This window comes from Alloyangia pacifica (assembly GCF_003111685.1).
GTDB classification, from domain to species: domain Bacteria; phylum Pseudomonadota; class Alphaproteobacteria; order Rhodobacterales; family Rhodobacteraceae; genus Salipiger; species Salipiger pacificus_A.
Window position 1 is genome coordinate 1,232,284 of sequence record NZ_CP022189.1, and the last position, 15,266, is coordinate 1,247,549.

At 66.5% G+C, this 15,266-nt stretch carries 15 protein-coding genes; 7 read left to right on the forward strand and 8 right to left on the reverse strand.

Annotated elements, in window-relative coordinates; genetic code table 11:
* Positions 1-134: 134 nt before the first annotated feature.
* From CEW88_RS05910 to acs, 7 genes are all read right to left on the reverse strand, one after another.
* Complete coding sequence (locus CEW88_RS05910) at positions 135-1,541, reverse strand: 3'-5' exonuclease (RefSeq protein WP_108965125.1); 1,407 nt, start codon at positions 1,539-1,541, stop codon at positions 135-137.
* Entirely contained in the window at positions 1,538-2,044 is a 507-nt protein-coding gene (locus CEW88_RS05915) for a hypothetical protein (RefSeq protein WP_108965126.1), read from the reverse strand. Before CEW88_RS05915 ends, CEW88_RS05910 begins: the two co-directional genes overlap by 4 nt.
* A gap of 19 nt (positions 2,045-2,063) precedes the next feature.
* Complete coding sequence (locus CEW88_RS05920) at positions 2,064-3,887, reverse strand: DUF294 nucleotidyltransferase-like domain-containing protein (RefSeq protein ID WP_108965127.1); 1,824 nt, start codon at positions 3,885-3,887, stop codon at positions 2,064-2,066.
* A gap of 123 nt (positions 3,888-4,010) precedes the next feature.
* Positions 4,011-5,792 (reverse strand): sodium:solute symporter family protein, encoded by a 1,782-nt coding sequence (locus tag CEW88_RS05925; protein ID WP_108965128.1) that lies wholly within the window; start codon positions 5,790-5,792, stop codon positions 4,011-4,013.
* A gap of 6 nt (positions 5,793-5,798) precedes the next feature.
* A complete protein-coding gene (locus tag CEW88_RS05930; RefSeq protein WP_108965129.1) occupies positions 5,799-6,086 on the reverse strand; it encodes a DUF4212 domain-containing protein in 288 nt (95 codons plus the stop codon).
* A gap of 56 nt (positions 6,087-6,142) precedes the next feature.
* Positions 6,143-6,826, reverse strand: coding sequence for an adenylate kinase (locus tag CEW88_RS05935; RefSeq protein WP_108965130.1), 684 nt, complete (start codon positions 6,824-6,826; stop codon positions 6,143-6,145).
* A gap of 5 nt (positions 6,827-6,831) precedes the next feature.
* Positions 6,832-8,802 (reverse strand): acetate--CoA ligase, encoded by a 1,971-nt coding sequence (gene acs / locus CEW88_RS05940; protein WP_108965131.1) that lies wholly within the window; start codon positions 8,800-8,802, stop codon positions 6,832-6,834.
* Between the two features lie 620 nt (positions 8,803-9,422).
* Between acs and CEW88_RS05945 the strand changes: the two genes are divergently transcribed.
* A complete protein-coding gene (locus CEW88_RS05945) occupies positions 9,423-9,611 on the forward strand; it encodes a PLD nuclease N-terminal domain-containing protein (protein WP_108965132.1) in 189 nt (62 codons plus the stop codon).
* 57 nt (positions 9,612-9,668) lie between these two features.
* Entirely contained in the window at positions 9,669-9,833 is a 165-nt protein-coding gene (locus tag CEW88_RS05950; RefSeq protein ID WP_108965133.1) for a DUF1328 domain-containing protein, read from the forward strand.
* Positions 9,834-9,992: 159 nt separating this feature from the next.
* Here the strand turns inward: CEW88_RS05950 and CEW88_RS05955 are convergent, their stop codons facing one another.
* A complete protein-coding gene (locus CEW88_RS05955) occupies positions 9,993-10,793 on the reverse strand; it encodes a response regulator (protein WP_108965134.1) in 801 nt (266 codons plus the stop codon).
* Here CEW88_RS05955 and CEW88_RS25185 point away from each other — a divergent pair.
* The 5 genes from CEW88_RS25185 (at position 10,792) to CEW88_RS05980 (ending at position 15,248) form a co-directional block, all read left to right on the forward strand.
* Positions 10,792-11,097 (forward strand): NepR family anti-sigma factor, encoded by a 306-nt coding sequence (locus tag CEW88_RS25185; protein ID WP_368074602.1) that lies wholly within the window; start codon positions 10,792-10,794, stop codon positions 11,095-11,097. The genes CEW88_RS05955 and CEW88_RS25185 overlap by 2 nt on opposite strands.
* Positions 11,094-11,654, forward strand: a complete 561-nt coding sequence (locus tag CEW88_RS05965; RefSeq protein WP_108965136.1) for an RNA polymerase sigma factor — start codon at positions 11,094-11,096, stop codon at positions 11,652-11,654. The genes CEW88_RS25185 and CEW88_RS05965 overlap by 4 nt, the downstream gene beginning before the upstream one ends.
* A 126-nt stretch (positions 11,655-11,780) precedes the next feature.
* A complete protein-coding gene (locus CEW88_RS05970) occupies positions 11,781-13,568 on the forward strand; it encodes a sensor histidine kinase (protein WP_108965137.1) in 1,788 nt (595 codons plus the stop codon).
* Positions 13,552-14,529: an amidoligase family protein gene (locus tag CEW88_RS05975; RefSeq protein WP_108965138.1), complete on the forward strand. Its 978-nt coding sequence runs from the start codon at positions 13,552-13,554 to the stop codon at positions 14,527-14,529. Before CEW88_RS05970 ends, CEW88_RS05975 begins: the two co-directional genes overlap by 17 nt.
* Positions 14,517-15,248 carry a gamma-glutamyl-gamma-aminobutyrate hydrolase family protein gene (locus tag CEW88_RS05980; protein ID WP_254694451.1) on the forward strand — a complete coding sequence of 244 codons (732 nt, stop codon included), beginning with the start codon at positions 14,517-14,519 and terminating at the stop codon, positions 15,246-15,248. The genes CEW88_RS05975 and CEW88_RS05980 overlap by 13 nt, the downstream gene beginning before the upstream one ends.
* Positions 15,249-15,266 lie beyond the last annotated feature (18 nt).

Here is a 15,266-nt window from a genome sequence, read left to right on the forward strand (position 1 = left end):
GGGCATGGATCCGCTTTGCCTCGCCCGCTTCTCCCTGCTTGGCAACCCGCTGCGCTTGCGGGTGGTGCGGCTGCTGGTGCGCCTACCGGTCGGCGCCGCTCCGCGGGAGGCGGTTCAGGCGGCGCTCGACAGTCTCAGTTCAGGTCTTCCAGAAGTTGCCCGTGCTGCCGCGTCTGCGCCAGAACCTCGCCGAAAGTGGTCATCCCCTGCGCTTCGAGCATCGGCAGCATCCTGACCAGCACCTCGGCGGTGGCCCGCGCGTCGCCGAGCGCGGTGTGCCGCAGGGCGGGCGGGATGGTCACGCCGAGCCTCTCGCACAGCGCGTCGAGCGTGTGCGTCTGGCTCGCCCCGAAGAGCACCGCCGAGAGCAGTACGGTGTCGAGGATCGGGTTCGTCCACTCGACGCCCATGCGCGACTGGTGGCGGCGTAGGAAGGCCATGTCGAAGGGCGCGTTATGCGCCACGATCACCGCGCCGCGGGCGAAGTGGTGAAAGCGCCGACCGGCCTCGGCGATGCCCGGCTGGCCGTGCACCATGGCGTCGGTCACCCGGTGCACCCTTGTCGAGGAGTGGGGGATCGGAATGCCGGGGTCGACCAGCAAATCCATCTGCTCGCCGGGCACGATCTTGCCGCTCACCACGCGCACCGCGCCGATCTGCACGACCTCGTCCTTGTGCGGCAGAAGCCCGGTCGTCTCGGTGTCGAAGACCACATAAGTCAGCGCGCGCAGCGGCGTCTCCTCGATCGCGGCGGGCGCGGGGGCGGTGAGCAGCGAGAAGTCAAAGACCATGGGGCGCTCGGCCTGCGGCGCAATCCGCGTCTCGGCGTCTTCGATGATCAGCAGGTAGCCGCCCGCGTCGAGCGGCTTCATCCGGCCATGGTAGCTTTGCGCTTCGTCGACGGAGCGCAGGGTGAGCGTGACCTCGCGGCCGGTGCGGTGCAGCTCACGCACCGCTGCCTCGACCCCGGCGGCAAGGAAATAATCGGTCACCGGCGCATTGAGCCGCGGCACGTGGATCTGGCTCAGCACCTCGGCAGCCTGACCGTCATAGAGCACGATGCGGCCCTTGGGGCTGACCATGATCGTGGCCACGGGGATCTCGGTGAGCAGGGCGGTCAGCCGTTCCTTGTCGGCGGCCAATTGCGCCGTTTCTTCGGCCACCAGCTGCGCCGAGGCCAGAGCGGTTTCCGACAGCTTCGCCGAGACCGCCTCGGCGGCATGCGCCAGATCACCGAGGTAACGTGCGCCCTCAAGGTCGACCTGCTTGGCCACGCCCGCATGGGCGCGCACCCGCATATCGGCGGCGATGCGCTCCACCGGCTTGGCGATGTTCTCGTCGAAGAGCAGCCAGACCCCGGCGCTGAGTGCCACGATGCCGAAGACAGCGAGGACGCCGGCGAAGAAAAAGCCGTTCGCCGGGGTGGTGTCGAGCGCGCGCCCGTAGCCGAGCCAAAGCGCCAGCGCCGTGATCCCCGCGCCGCCGACCGCAATCAGGACGAAGAAGAGGAACACGCGCAGGCGCAGGCTCAGCTGGGTCATATGCGCGCCTCCGAGCAGACCGCGGCAACGATGCTGTCCTCGGGGCCGACCTCGCGCCAGCGCGGCTCGCCGCCATCGCCTCCCATGGGATCGGCGCGGCGCCCGCCGGGACAATCGACCATGACCTCGACCACCTGCGTCGGCTGCCAGCGCGTGAAGAAATAGAGATCGGCGAGATAGAGCCCGGGCGTCTGCGCATTCTCGCGCCGCCCCCCGGCATCGACGGCGATGAAGCGGTCGGTCATCGGCCAGGCGTAGGTCCAGGGGCGCCAGAGCGCCTTGGAGGCATGGGTTTCGACCACCTCGACGCCGTTGGGCAGGGATCCTGCGGCGCTGCCGTACCAGCCGTATTCATTGGCGATCGAGGTTGCGATCATCGCCGCGCCCGCGCCCACCGGGATCAGCCAGCGCGGAAGGCGCCCGCCGGTCGTCTTGCTCAGCAGCATCACCACGCCGGCCCCGGCAAGCCCGGCCACCAGCACGGCGATCAATTCGTAGAACATCTTTCCCCCCTCGTTGTCCTTAGCCCAGCATGCCGCGCCCGTGGCCGATCGCCGATTGCATCGACTTGATCACCACGAAGGCGTCGCGCAGGTGGCTGCGCTCGAAGTCCGACAGGTCGGATGGCGCCAGATAGTTGTCGGGCTTTTCGCCGCGCTTGACCAGACCCGCCTGGTGCTCAAGCCGGGTTTCGGCAATCAGGTCATAAGCATCGAGCAAATCCTGCCCGCCGGTGCCCGAGACGACACCGGCGGCGATGGCCGCTTCGAGCCGGGCGCGGGTGCTGACCTCGGGCAGGCGCCCCTGCAGGGCGTAGACCCGCGCGAGATCGACCACCGGCACCACCCCGTTGTGCTTGAGATCGACGGTGTTCTTGTGCTCGCCCGAGCGGATCGTGGCAAAGCCTCGCAGAAGCCCCAGCGGCGGGGTGTGCTTTAGCGAATTGGAGACCATGTGGGCGACGAAGATCGAGTTCTTGGAGGCCGCTTCGAGCGTTTCGTGTTGCAGCTCTTCGAAGAGCGACTTGGTGCCCCCGATGGGCCGCAGGTCGAACATGACCGACGCCAGCATCTGCGCCTCGGGAACCGGCTTGTCGATCCAGTTCCGGAAGTAGCCGCGCCACTTCGACAGCGGCTGCAGCCAGCGCGGGTTGGTTGCCATCATCTCACCGGGGCAATTGAAATACCCAACCTTATCAAGGCCATCACAGACGAACTTCGCCATCTCGGTGAAGTATTCCATGTCCCGGTCTGTGGCGCTGTCGTCGAGGATCATGCAATTGTCCTGGTCAGACACGCCGGTCTGCTCCTGCCGCCCCTGCGAGCCGCAGGCCAGCCAGAGCCAGGGCACCGGCGCCGAGCCGAGGTCCTCCTCGGCCAGCGCCAGAAGGCGCCGGGTGACGGTGTCGGCGACGTCGGTGATCAGCCGGGTGGTGACCTCGTGGCGGTTGCCGCCGGCCACGAGCTGCGCCAGAAGCTGCGGGATGCGGGCGGTGGTCTCGGCCATCTGCTCGGGGGTGCGGGCGCGGGCGATGGCGGCAACCAGTTCGGCCGAGCTGATCGCCTGGAAGCGGGTGAGGTCTGTCTGGGTGACGATCCCCACAAGCTGCCCGGCATCGGTGATCGGCACATGGCCAATGCCGCGTTCGACCATCGTGTGCAGCACATCCGAGCCGATCGCCGAAGGCGGCAGGGTCACCGGCGCATGGGTCATGATCTCGGACACGGGGATGTTGGTGTCCATGCCCCCGGCGACGACCTTGGCCGAGATGTCCCGGATGGTGACGATGCCAATGAGGTCGCGCCCCTCGGTGACGCAGAGCGAGGAGACAGCTTCTTCGCGCATCATCAGCGCAGCCTGCTGGGCCGGGGTCTCGGGCGGGATGGTGAGCGGGGCGCGGGCCATCAGCGTCTCGACCCGGCTGTGCGCGAGGTCGGATTTGCGCGGCCGCGCAGCGCGCGAGCGGTCAAAGAAGCGGCGGGCGGCGGCATGTTCGGCGACCAGCTCGCGGAAGGCATACGCGGGCAGCAGCAGCAGCACTGTTTCGTCAAGCGCGCTGGCGGTGGTGGCGGCCAGCCCTTCGCGCATCAGCCCGCGCTCGCCAAAGGAGTTGCGCGGCCCCAGCAAGGAGACGGCGACGCCGTTCTCGTCGCGAATCTCCACCTGCCCGGTGTGGACGAGATAGAGCCCCTCGAGCTGCGCGCCGACGGCGTAGATTTCTTCGCCCGGCTTGTAGCTGCGGGTCAGGAACTGCGGCACCACCACGTCGAGCGCGTCGGATTCCAGCGCGTCATAGGGGTGCACCGAGGTCAGGAAACGGCGCAGGTCGTCTGGCTCAATCGGCATCGTGGCGCTCCGGTGGTGCGATAAGGGGCAATCGCGGAAGAAAAAATCCCGCCCCGGCATAGCGCGGGACGGGAGTTTTGCCTAGGGCGGGGGCGCCGAGGCGCCCCCGCGCGCGATCACCGGTCAGTGATCCTGGGCTGCGCCCGCGCCGCGCGGAATGCGCACGCTTTCCACCAGCTCCGAGATTTCCTGCGGGATCGGCTTGGTCATCGCCGAGACGGTGAAGGCCACCACGAAGTTCACCAGAGCCCCGACCGCGCCGAACGAGGTCGACTTGATGGTGCCGAGCAGCGGATCGGCGTCCGAGTAGCTCGCGGTGTCGGGGATGAAGAACCAGCCCTTGTGCAGGAAGATGTAGATCAGCGTGACGATCAGGCCCGAAAGCATGCCCGCCACGGCACCCTTGTTGTTCACCTTCGAGAAGATGCCCATCATCAGCGCCGGGAAGATCGAGGCTGCGGCAAGGCCGAAGGCCAGGGCCACGGTCTGCGCCGCGAAGCCCGGGGGGTTGAGCCCCAGCCAGGTGGCAACGGCAATGGCCACCGCCATGGCGATCCGGGCGGACAGAAGCTCGCCCTTTTCGCTGATCGCGGGGTTGATCTGGCCCTTGATCAGGTCGTGGCTGACCGCCGAAGAGATGGCGAGTAGCAGGCCGGCGGCGGTCGACAGCGCGGCGGCAAGACCGCCGGCGGCGACGAGGCCGATCACCCAGCCCGGAAGGTTGGCGATCTCGGGGTTGGCGAGCACGAGGATGTCGTTGTTGAAGTTGGTCAGCTCGTTGCCGGTCCAGCCTTCCGCGGTTGCCTTCTCCTGCATCGCGGCGTTCTTGTCGTTGTAGTACTGGATGCGGCCGTCGCCGTTCAGGTCTTCCCAGCCCAGAAGGCCGGTCTGCTGCCAGGTGGCCATCCAGTCATAGGCCGGATCGTTCTCGATCTGCTCGAGCGAAACGGCCTGGCCTGCAGTGCCTTCCGGCCAGAACTGCTGGGTGATGTTGAGACGTGCCATCGCGCCCACGGCCGGGGCCGTCAGGTAGAGCAGGGCGATGAAGACCAGCGCCCAGCCCGCGGACCAGCGTGCGTCCGAGACCTTGGGCACGGTGAAGAACCGCATGATGACGTGCGGCAGACCGGCGGTGCCGATCATCAGCGACAGGGTGAAGAGCACCATGTTGAGCGTGTCGCCGTTGTGGGCGGTGTACTCGCCAAAGCCCAGCTCGCGGACGATCTGGTCGAGCTTGGCCAGCAGCGGCTCGCCCGAGGCCTGGTCGGTGCCGAAGAGGCCGAGGCCCGGGATCGGGTTGCCGGTCAGCTGCAGCGAGATGAAGATCGCCGGGATGGTGTAGGCGAGGATCAGCACAATGTACTGCGCCACCTGCGTGTAGGTCACGCCCTTCATGCCGCCGAACACGGCGTAGGCAAAGACGATCACAGCGCCGATCAGCAGGCCGGTGGTGCTGGACACTTCGAGGAAGCGGCCGAAGGCCACGCCGACGCCGGTCATCTGGCCGATCACGTAGGTGGTCGAGGCGATGATCAGGCAGATCACCGCGACAAGGCGCGCGGTCGGCGAGTAGAAGCGGTCGCCGATGAACTCCGACACGGTGAACTTGCCGAACTTGCGCAGGTAGGGCGCGAGCAGCAGCGCCAGCAGCACGTAGCCGCCGGTCCAGCCCATCAGGTAGGCCGAGTTGTCATAGCCGGTGAAGGCGATGAGGCCCGCCATCGACAGGAAGGAGGCCGCGGACATCCAGTCCGCCGCCGTGGCCATGCCGTTGGTGACCGGGTGCACGCCGCGACCGGCGGCATAGAATTCCGACGTGGAGCCCGCGCGGGCCCAGATCGCGATGCCGATGTAGAGCGCAAAGGACGCGCCCACGAACAGCAGGTTGATGGTGAACTGATCCATGACGCCTTACTCCTCGTCCACGCCGTATTCACGGTCGAGCTTGTTCATCCGCCAGGCGTAGAAGAAGATCAGCGCCAGGAAGACGATGATGCTGCCTTGCTGGGCGAACCAGAACCCGAGGTCCGAGCCGCCGACCGAGATGCCCGAGAGCATCGGGCGCAGCAGGATGCCGAAACCGAAGCTGCAGAGCGCCCAGATGATCAGGCTGATGAAGATGAGGCGCAGGTTGGCCGACCAGTAGGCCTTGCCGGCCTCCTCGGCGCTATGCGCATGGTGCGTTGATTGATCCGCCATGGCGGTTCCTCCTCCAGAAAATGCGGCCGCCCCTCCTTTGAGCGGCCTCCGACGGGTCAGCCCGTCGCTTTTTCGACGATCGCGCCGAGCCCGGCGGCGATCTCCTCGATCTTGCCCATCGCGTCGATGCGGCTCAGGGCGCCTTTGTCTTCGTAGTAGCCGATGAGCGGGGCGGTCTGGGCGTGGTAGGCCTCGAGCCGCGAGGCCACCGTCTCCGCCTTGTCGTCGGCGCGGCGCTTCATGTCGGTCCCGCCGCAGGTGTCGCAGACGCCGCTCTCCTTCGGCGTCTTGAACGTGTCGTGATAGCCCTCGCCGCAGGCGGCGCAGGTGTAGCGGCCCGAGATCCGGTCCACCATGGCGGCATCATCCACCTCGAGGCTGATCGCCGCATTGATCTTCTGCCCGCTCTCGGCCAGCAGCGCGTCGAGCGCCTCGGCCTGCACCGTGGTGCGCGGGAAGCCGTCGAGGATGACGCCAGCGGCGCAATCGGGCTCCTTGATGCGGTCGCGCAGGATGGCAATGACGATGTCGTCGCTCACCAATTCGCCCGCTTCCATCACCGCCTTGGCCTGCTTGCCGGCTTCGGTGCCCTGCGCCACGGCAGCGCGCAGCAGGTCGCCGGTCGAGAGTTGCACCAGCCCGTATTTGTCCTCGAGCTTGCGCGCCTGGGTGCCCTTCCCGGCCCCCGGAGGGCCGAGAAGGATGAGCACGGGGGCGCGGGTCACAGTTGTCGCATCCATCTGTGTCACCCCTTGTTCGCGCGGTTCTCGATGAGGTCGTCGACGACCGAGGGGTCGGCGAGGGTGGAGGTGTCGCCGAGGGCGCCGTAGTCGTTCTCGGCGATCTTGCGCAGGATGCGGCGCATGATCTTGCCCGAGCGGGTCTTCGGCAGGCCGGGGGCCCATTGGATGAGATCGGGGCTGGCGATCGGGCCGATTTCCGTCCGCACCCAGCTGCGCAGCTCCTTCTTCAGCTCCTCCGAGGGCTCGATGCCGTTCATCAGCGTCACGTAGCAGTAGATGCCCTGGCCCTTGACGCTGTGCGGGTAGCCGACGACCGCGGCCTCGGCGACCTTGGCATGGGCGACGAGGGCGCTTTCGACCTCGGCGGTGCCCATGCGATGGCCCGAGACGTTGATCACGTCATCGACCCGGCCGGTGATCCAGTAGTCGCCGTCCTCGTCGGCGCGGCAGCCGTCGCCCGAGAAGTAATAGCCCTTGTACTGCTGGAAATAGGTCTGCTCGAAGCGCTCGTGATCGCCCCAGACGGTGCGCATCTGCCCCGGCCAGCTGTCCTTGATCGCCAGCACGCCCTCGGTCGGCCGCTCGGAGATCTCGACGCCCGAGGTCGGCTCGAGCACCACCGGCACGATGCCGAAGAAGGGCTTCATCGCCGCGCCCGGCTTGGTGGCATGGGCGCCGGGCAGCGGGGTCATCAGGTGGCCGCCGGTCTCGGTCTGCCACCAGGTGTCGACGATCGGGCAATTTCCCTTGCCGATCTTGTCGTTGTACCAGGTCCAGGCCTCGGGGTTGATCGGCTCGCCGACGGTGCCGAGCAGCTTCAGCGACGACAGATCGCAGCCGTCGACAAAGCTGTCGCCCTGGCCCATCAGCGCGCGGATCGCGGTGGGGGCGGTGTAGAACTGGTTCACCTTGTGCTTCTCGCAGACCTGCCAGAAGCGGCTGGCGTCGGGCCAGGTCGGCACGCCCTCGAACATCAGCGTGGTGGCGCCATTGGCCAGCGGGCCGTAGACGATGTAGCTGTGGCCGGTGACCCAGCCGACGTCGGCGGTGCACCAGTAGACGTCGCCCTCGTGGTAGTCGAAGACCACCTCGTGGGTGAGGGCGGCGTAAAGCAAATATCCACCACTCGAATGTACAACCCCCTTGGGCTTGCCGGTCGAGCCCGAGGTGTAGAGGATGAACAGGGGGTCTTCGGCATTCATCGGCCGCGGCGGGCAATCCGGCGCGGCGGTTTCCATCAGCGCTTTCACGTCGACATCGCGGCCGTCGATCCAGCTGGTCTGGTCGCCGGTGTGCTTGACCACGAGGCAGCGCACCTTGTCCGAGCAGTGCAGCAGCGCGGCGTCGGTGTTGGACTTGAGCGCGGTGCGGCGGCCGCCACGCGGGGCGGTGTCGGCGGTGATGACGATCTTGGCGCCGCAATCGTTGATGCGGTTGGCCAGCGCGTCGGGTGAGAAGCCGGCGAAGACGATGGAATGGATCGCGCCGATGCGGGCGCAGGCGAGCATGGCATAGGCCGCCTCGGGGATCATCGGCAGGTAGATGACCACCCGGTCGCCGCGCATGACGCCCTGCGAGAGCAGCACGTTGGCCATGCGGTTCACCTTGTCGTAGAGCTCGGCATAGGTGATGTGCTGGGCGGGATCCTCGGGGCTATCCGGCTCGAAGATGATCGCGGTCTGCTCGGCGCGGGCGGGCAGGTGGCGGTCGATGCAGTTGTAGGCGACGTTCAGCACGCCGTCCTCGAACCACTTGATCGAGACGTTGCCGAAGTCGAAGCAGCTGTCCTTGATCTTCGTCGGACGGGCCATCCAGTCGAGCCGCTGCGCCTGCTCGCCCCAGAAGCCTTCCGGGTCCGAGATCGAGCGCGCGTACATCTCGTCATAGCGCGCGGCATCAATATGGGCCTTGGCCACGAAATCCGCGGACGGGGCGTAGCTCCCGGCGCTCGCAGTCTGGGCGTCGTCTTTCATGATGTCCTCCCTGAGGTCGCGGGCGGGGTCTTTCGACCAAGCCCTGGACCGTTCCAATTTTCTCCACAGTCGCGCGGCGACCTTGTCCATCCCTGACGCCATCATACCGCAGTTCGCAAAGAATTAAATAAGCCTCGGTAAACTATGATTTTATTTGTAAATCATTTGCCCTGCGCCGCAGCATTTTGTAAATATCTTTGCCTATTGGAAAGAAAGGCGATGGTTTCCAATGTGTTTACGTAACGTCACGACCCACGTCGAACCGCGCGCACCCCTGCAATTGCAAGCAGGCCGGTCTGTGACAGTTTGATGCACCGGCTGATGCACAGGCCGGGGGCGCCCCGTGTTCGCGCCTCTCGTCCTGGCGTTTCGGTTCGCGCTGCGCCGAGTCGGACAGGGCGGCAGATCGCGGCAGTTTGACCGCGCGGAACCTTTTTCTTCATAGCGTGTTTTTGACATGAGACGGGACGGCGAGGCGCAAGATGCGTTCCCCGTGCCGACATCATCAAACTGATCGGATCGCGCGGGAGCTCTCCCGCGGCGCCGGGGGCTTGCCGCCGGCCCGGGGGAGACGTGCGCTCCGGAACGACACCACAGTCGCGACCGAAGGAGGGTTCGCCATGGAATTCGCTGGAATCGGGGGGTTCATCATCCTCGTGCTCGACATCTGGGCCATCGTCTCGGTGCTCGGTTCGAGGGCCAGCACCGGTGCAAAGGTGCTCTGGACGCTGCTCATCATCGTGCTCCCGCTGCTTGGCTTCATCATCTGGCTGATTGCTGGTCCCAAATCCTCGCGCGCCACGGTCTGATCTCTGGCTGATCTCTGGCCGGCTAACACAACTTTCTAAATCATCGGAGAAACGACAATGCTTTACTGGGCACTTCTGTTTTTCGTCGTGGCCATCGTGGCCGCAATCTTCGGCTTCGGCGGCATCGCATCCGCTTCGGCAGGCATCGCTCAGGTGCTGTTCTTCATCTTCCTGGTGCTCTTCGTGGTCACGCTGATCATGCGCTTCGTGCGCAAGGCCTGACAGGGGCGGGGGCGGCCGACGGGGCCGCCCCACCAAAGGCCCGCTGCTTCATGAGCTGCGCAATTCAACCAACGGGCGCGCAAGGATCGAGGCAAAGAAAAAACCCCGCCTGTGGCGGGGTTTTTCATAGCTCCATCTCCGCAAGGCGCGGGTGAACTGTCAGACCTTCAGGGTCTCGGTCGAAGAGAAGAACATTGCCTGGCTCACGGCCGAGCGCACCTGCTCCTCGGAGTAGGGCTTGGAGATCAGGAAGGCCGGTTCGGGGCGTTCGCCGGTCAGCAGGCGCTCGGGGAAAGCGGTGATGAAGATCACCGGCCGATCGCCGAGTGCGCCGAGAATGTCGTTCACCGCGTCGATGCCCGAGGAGTTATCGGCCAGCTGGATGTCGGCCAGAACCAGATCGGGTGTTTCCTTCGAGGCAAGATCGACGGCCCCCGCGCGGGTGCGGGCGACGCCGGTAACCCGGTGACCCAGATCGGCGACAATGCTCTCGAGGTCCATGGCGATGATCGCCTCGTCCTCGATGATCAGCACGCGTCCAGTGACCGCATCGGCCATCTCGCGGCGGGCGAGGGTGACGAGTTCGCTGGCCTCGGTCTCGGCGATCTGCATGATCTCGGAGACTTCAGCGAGACTGAACTCTTCGATGGTGTGCAGAAGCAGCGCCTCGCGGCTGTTGGCGGTGAGGGTCTTCAGCCGCGCCTGCGCGGTGGCGCGGGGGCCTTCGTCCTCTTCGGTGATCGGCGCGCCGGTGCTGGCCCAGATGCCGTGGAAGACGTGGAACAGCCCCACCTTAGGCGAGGATGCGCCGGTGAGGCCGCTTCGGTCGGCAAGGATCGCTTCAAGGGTCGCTGCCGCGTAATTGTCGCCCGAGGTCTGACTGCCGGTGAGCGCGCGCGCGTAACGGCGGAGGTAGGGAAGGACCGCGCCAATGGTTTGGCCCAAATCACCCTGTGTCATGAATACGTCCTTTTTTCGCTTTTCTCGGGAACCAAACGCAGCTCCTCGGCATTGGTTCCCTGATACGGCAAAGATATATGCAGAAATTGCGTACTGCAAAGGCAAGGATCATACGGCGGCAATGGTACAATCGGGGCGGAATTCAAAAGAGGCAGAGGCGATCGACGAGAACCTCAAGCGTGTCTACCAAGACATGCTTGAAGAACAGGTACCCGATCGGTTTCTCGACCTGATCGCGCAGCTGCGCGCGCAGGATGACCAGAGCGGCGCCGGTGGCGACGATACGGGCGGGGCCAGTGCATGAGCGCGGATCCTCGTGACGAGATCGTCACCCATCTTCCCGCACTGCGGGCGTTCGCCTTCTCGCTGACGCGCAATTTCGCGCTGGCAGACGACATGGTTCAGGACACGCTCGTCAAGGCGTGGACCAAGATCAACACCTTTGAGCAGGGCACGAACATGCGCGCCTGGCTCTTCACCATCCTGCGCAACACCTATTATTCGAACCGTCGCAAGGCCGGGCGCGAGGTCTCGGACGCGGAAGGCATCTTCACCGAGAGCCTGTCCGAGAAGCCTGCCCACGACGGTCGGCTCCAGATGAACGACTTCCGCCGGGCCTTTGTCCAGCTTACCGACGAACAGCGCGAAGCTCTGATCCTTGTCGGCGCGCAGGGGTTCTCTTACGAAGAGGCAGCAGAGACCTGCGGCGTGGCCGTCGGGACGATCAAGAGCCGGGTTAACCGGGCGCGGGCGCGGCTTGCCGAGCTGCTCGAACTCGACGAGCACGACAAGCTCGAGATGACCGACCAGGCGACCATGGCCGTCGTGTCGGGCGCGCGGCCCAGTGGCGCCCTTGGCTGAGGCCGGGGGCGGCGGCGCGGGGAAGAAGTGACGAAGGGCGTCCCTCGGGGCGTTGGAAATGACCCGGAACATGGCAGGGCGCGCATCCTGCCGGTCCGGCAGGCGGGCAGATCGGATAGAGGTGTCATGAAAACAGTCGCGGGCGTTTGGCGGCAAAGGCCCACCGGTCTGGCCGCGCGGATCATCCTGTTTCTGTCGCTGGCGCTCGTGCCGATCGGGGTGGTCGCATATTTCCAGACCAGCAAGCTTGCCGAAGAAACCCGCCTGCGCTCCCAGCTCAGCCTGGTCGCTCTGACCGAGGCCGCAGCCCTCGGCGAACGCGAGACCGTGCTGCGCGCGCAGGGTGGGGCGCAGGCGATCGGCGCGACGCTGGGCCAAAAGCGCGAAGATCCCGAACGCTGCTCGGACCAGCTCGCGGGCTACCTCGGCGCATCGCCGGGCTACAGCTTTGCGGGTATCATGACCCTGGACGGCGATGTCTCATGCAACTCGCGCGGGGTCGAGATGAACGCCCGCGATTTCCCGCGGCTGCTCAGCATCGTCGACCAGCCGGGGGCCACGGCTTGGCTCAATCGCCGCGGGCCGATCAGCGAACGCTCGGTGATCGTCGTGGCGCAACCCTATTTCATCGGCGGCGAATTGGCGGGCCACGTGCTGCTCTCGGTGCCCTCGGTGCTGCTGCCGCGCGGCCATGACGCGCCCGGACCCAACGATTTCCACGATCTCATCACCATCAACGAGCAGGGCGAGATCCTGACCTCGCGCGGCGAAATCGACCAGGTTGCGAACATCCTGCCTGCCGATCTCGATCTCAAGAGCCTCGTCGGTCCCAAATCGCAAAGCTTCGCCGCCCGCAGCGCCGATGGCGAGACGCGGGTCTATGCCGCTGCGCCGCTGGTGCCGGGGATGATCCATGCGGTCGGCATCTGGAGCCGCGAGAACGCGGAGGCGCAGGCGATCAGTGTCAACGGGCTCGCCTTCGTTGCTGCCGCTTTGCCCTTCATGATGTGGGCGGCCTCGGTGATCGTCGCCTTCCTCGCCGTCAACCGGCTGGTCATCCGCCACATCAAGCGCCTGTCGCGTCGGATGCGCGCCTTTGCGCTCTCGCGCCGGGTGCCGGCGGTGCGCGACGAGGCGATGCCCGCCGAGCTTGCGGACATGGAGGACGACTTCCTCGACATGGCGGATGCGATCCTGCGCGACGAGGCGCAGCAGGAGAACGCGCTGCGTGAGAAGACCATCCTGCTCAAGGAGGTCCACCACCGGGTGAAGAACAATCTGCAGCTCATCTCTTCGATCATGAACATGCAGATCCGCCAGTCCCGCAACGACGAGACCCGCGCCATCCTGCAGCGGCTGCAGGACCGGGTGCGCAGCCTCGCCACCATCCACCGAAACCTCTACCAGACCGAGGACCTGGGCCATGTGAACGCCGGGCACCTGCTCAAGGACCTCGTCGGGCAGATGGAGCAGATGTCCGAGGTGAGCGGGCGAAGGGTGAACCTGACCATCGCCGCCGACGACATAGAAGCAGTGCCCGACCAGGCGGTGCCGCTGTCGCTGCTGACCGCCGAGGCCATGACCAACGCGATGAAATACGCCGGGCCGGGTCCCGACGGGGTGACCCGCGTGTCGATCCGCCTGGCGCGGCTGACCGGCGGCCGGGCCGAACTCGAGGTGATCAACTCCGCCCGCAGGGAGGTGCCTGGCGAGACCAATGCGCCGCGTGACCCGGGCGAGATCGCCGGGCTCGGCTCCAAGCTCATGCAGGCCTTTTCAAGCCAGCTGGGCGGCACGCTCGAACAGGATTGGACTGAGACGGGCGATTATCGCGTGCACATCATCTTTGCGCTGGTGGAATTCACTCCCGACCCGACAACCCCAGAGGCGATCCCCAATGTCCCGGATTTCTGATCTCGACACGCCGCAGCCGCTGCCCCGACCCAAGACCGCCGAGGGCAAGCCGCGGCGCGTGGGCGTCGAAATCGAATTCTCTGGCCTCACCGAGGCGCAGGTGGCCCGTATCCTTGCCAAGGAATTCGGCGGTTCGACCCGAGAGGAAAGGCGCGGCCATTGGACGGTGAGCGGCGGCGGCATGGGGGATTTCGAGGTCTATCTCGACAGCCAGCCGCTCGAACGGCTCGATCATGACGGGGTCGGCGGGCAAATCCGCGATCTCGCCCGTGCCGTGGTGCCGGTCGAGATCGTGAGCGACCCGATCGAGGTGTCGCAGATCGCCGAGTTCGACCGCGCCATTGTCGCGCTGCGCAAGGCGGGGGCCGAAGGCACGGGAACCGGCGTGCTCTCGGCCTTCGGGGTACATTTCAACCCAGAGGCGGTGTCGCTGGGGTACGCCGACATCATGCCGGTGGTGACCGCCCATGCGCTGCTCGAGGACTATCTCAAGCGCGCCGCCGGCACCGATTTCTCGCGTCGGGTGATGACCTGGGTCGCGCCCTATCCGCGGGCGCTGGTCGACCGGCTCGCCGCCGAGACCCCGCCTGCCACGATGACCGAGCTGATCGACACCTACCTCGCGGTCGCGCCGTCGCGGAACCATGGTCTCGACATGCTCTGCCTTTTCGCGCAGATCGACGAGCCGCGGGTCGCCGAGGCGGTAGACATGGAGCTGGTCTCGCCACGCCCGACCTTTCACTGGCGCCTGCCGGACTGCCGCATCGACGAGCCCGGCTGGACGCTGGCGCAGGAGTGGAACCGATGGGTGCTGGTTGAGACAGTGGCCGGGGACGCCGATCTGCTGCAACGGCTCTGCGCGGCCTGGCGCGACCACCGCCAGTCGATCACCTCGATCCGCATGGACTGGTCGTTCCGGGTGGAGCGCATGCTTCAGGGGGCGGGGCTGTGCGGCCTCTGATCGGGGTCACGGTCTCGCGCCGCTCGGGATGGCGCGTATTTCCCTTCATGGCCTTCGCCGTCTGGCTCGCCGGGGGCAGGGCGCTGCGCTGGCAGACCGGCCACCGCGAGGTCGACCTCGAGTCGGTGCACGGCGTGGTGATCGGCGGCGGCGACGACATCGAGCCGACGCTCTACGGCGGCGAGCTGCAACTCGATGTCCGGCTCGACCCGGACCGCGACGCGCTCGAGCAGCACGTGCTGCGCGGGGCCTTCGAACGCAACCTGCCGATCCTCGGCATCTGCCGCGGCGCGCAGATGCTCAACGTGGTGCTTGGCGGCTCGCTGCACGGCGACGCCTATGCGGTGCATCCCTCGCGCCGCTACCGGACCGTCCTGCCGCGCAAGAAGGTGGACGTTCTGCAGGGCACGCTGCTCGCGCATACTGCCCGCTCGGCCTGCCTGAGGGTCAATGCTCTGCATTCACAGGCGGTGGACCGCCTGGGCGAGGGCCTGCGGGTGGCCGGTCGCGACGATGGCGGCATGGTGCAGGCGGTCGAGCGGCTGACGGACCCCTTCGCGCTCGGCGTGCAGTGGCACCCCGAGTACCTTGTCTACCGCCGCGCGCACCGGCGCCTGTTTCGCGCGCTGGTCGCCGCCGCCCGGGCGCGTCGCGACGCCATCTGCCAGCTCGAGGCCGCCGAGGCGGATGCGGCGCTGCCCGGCTTCATGAACCGCTGAGGCGTCTCAGGCGTCCAT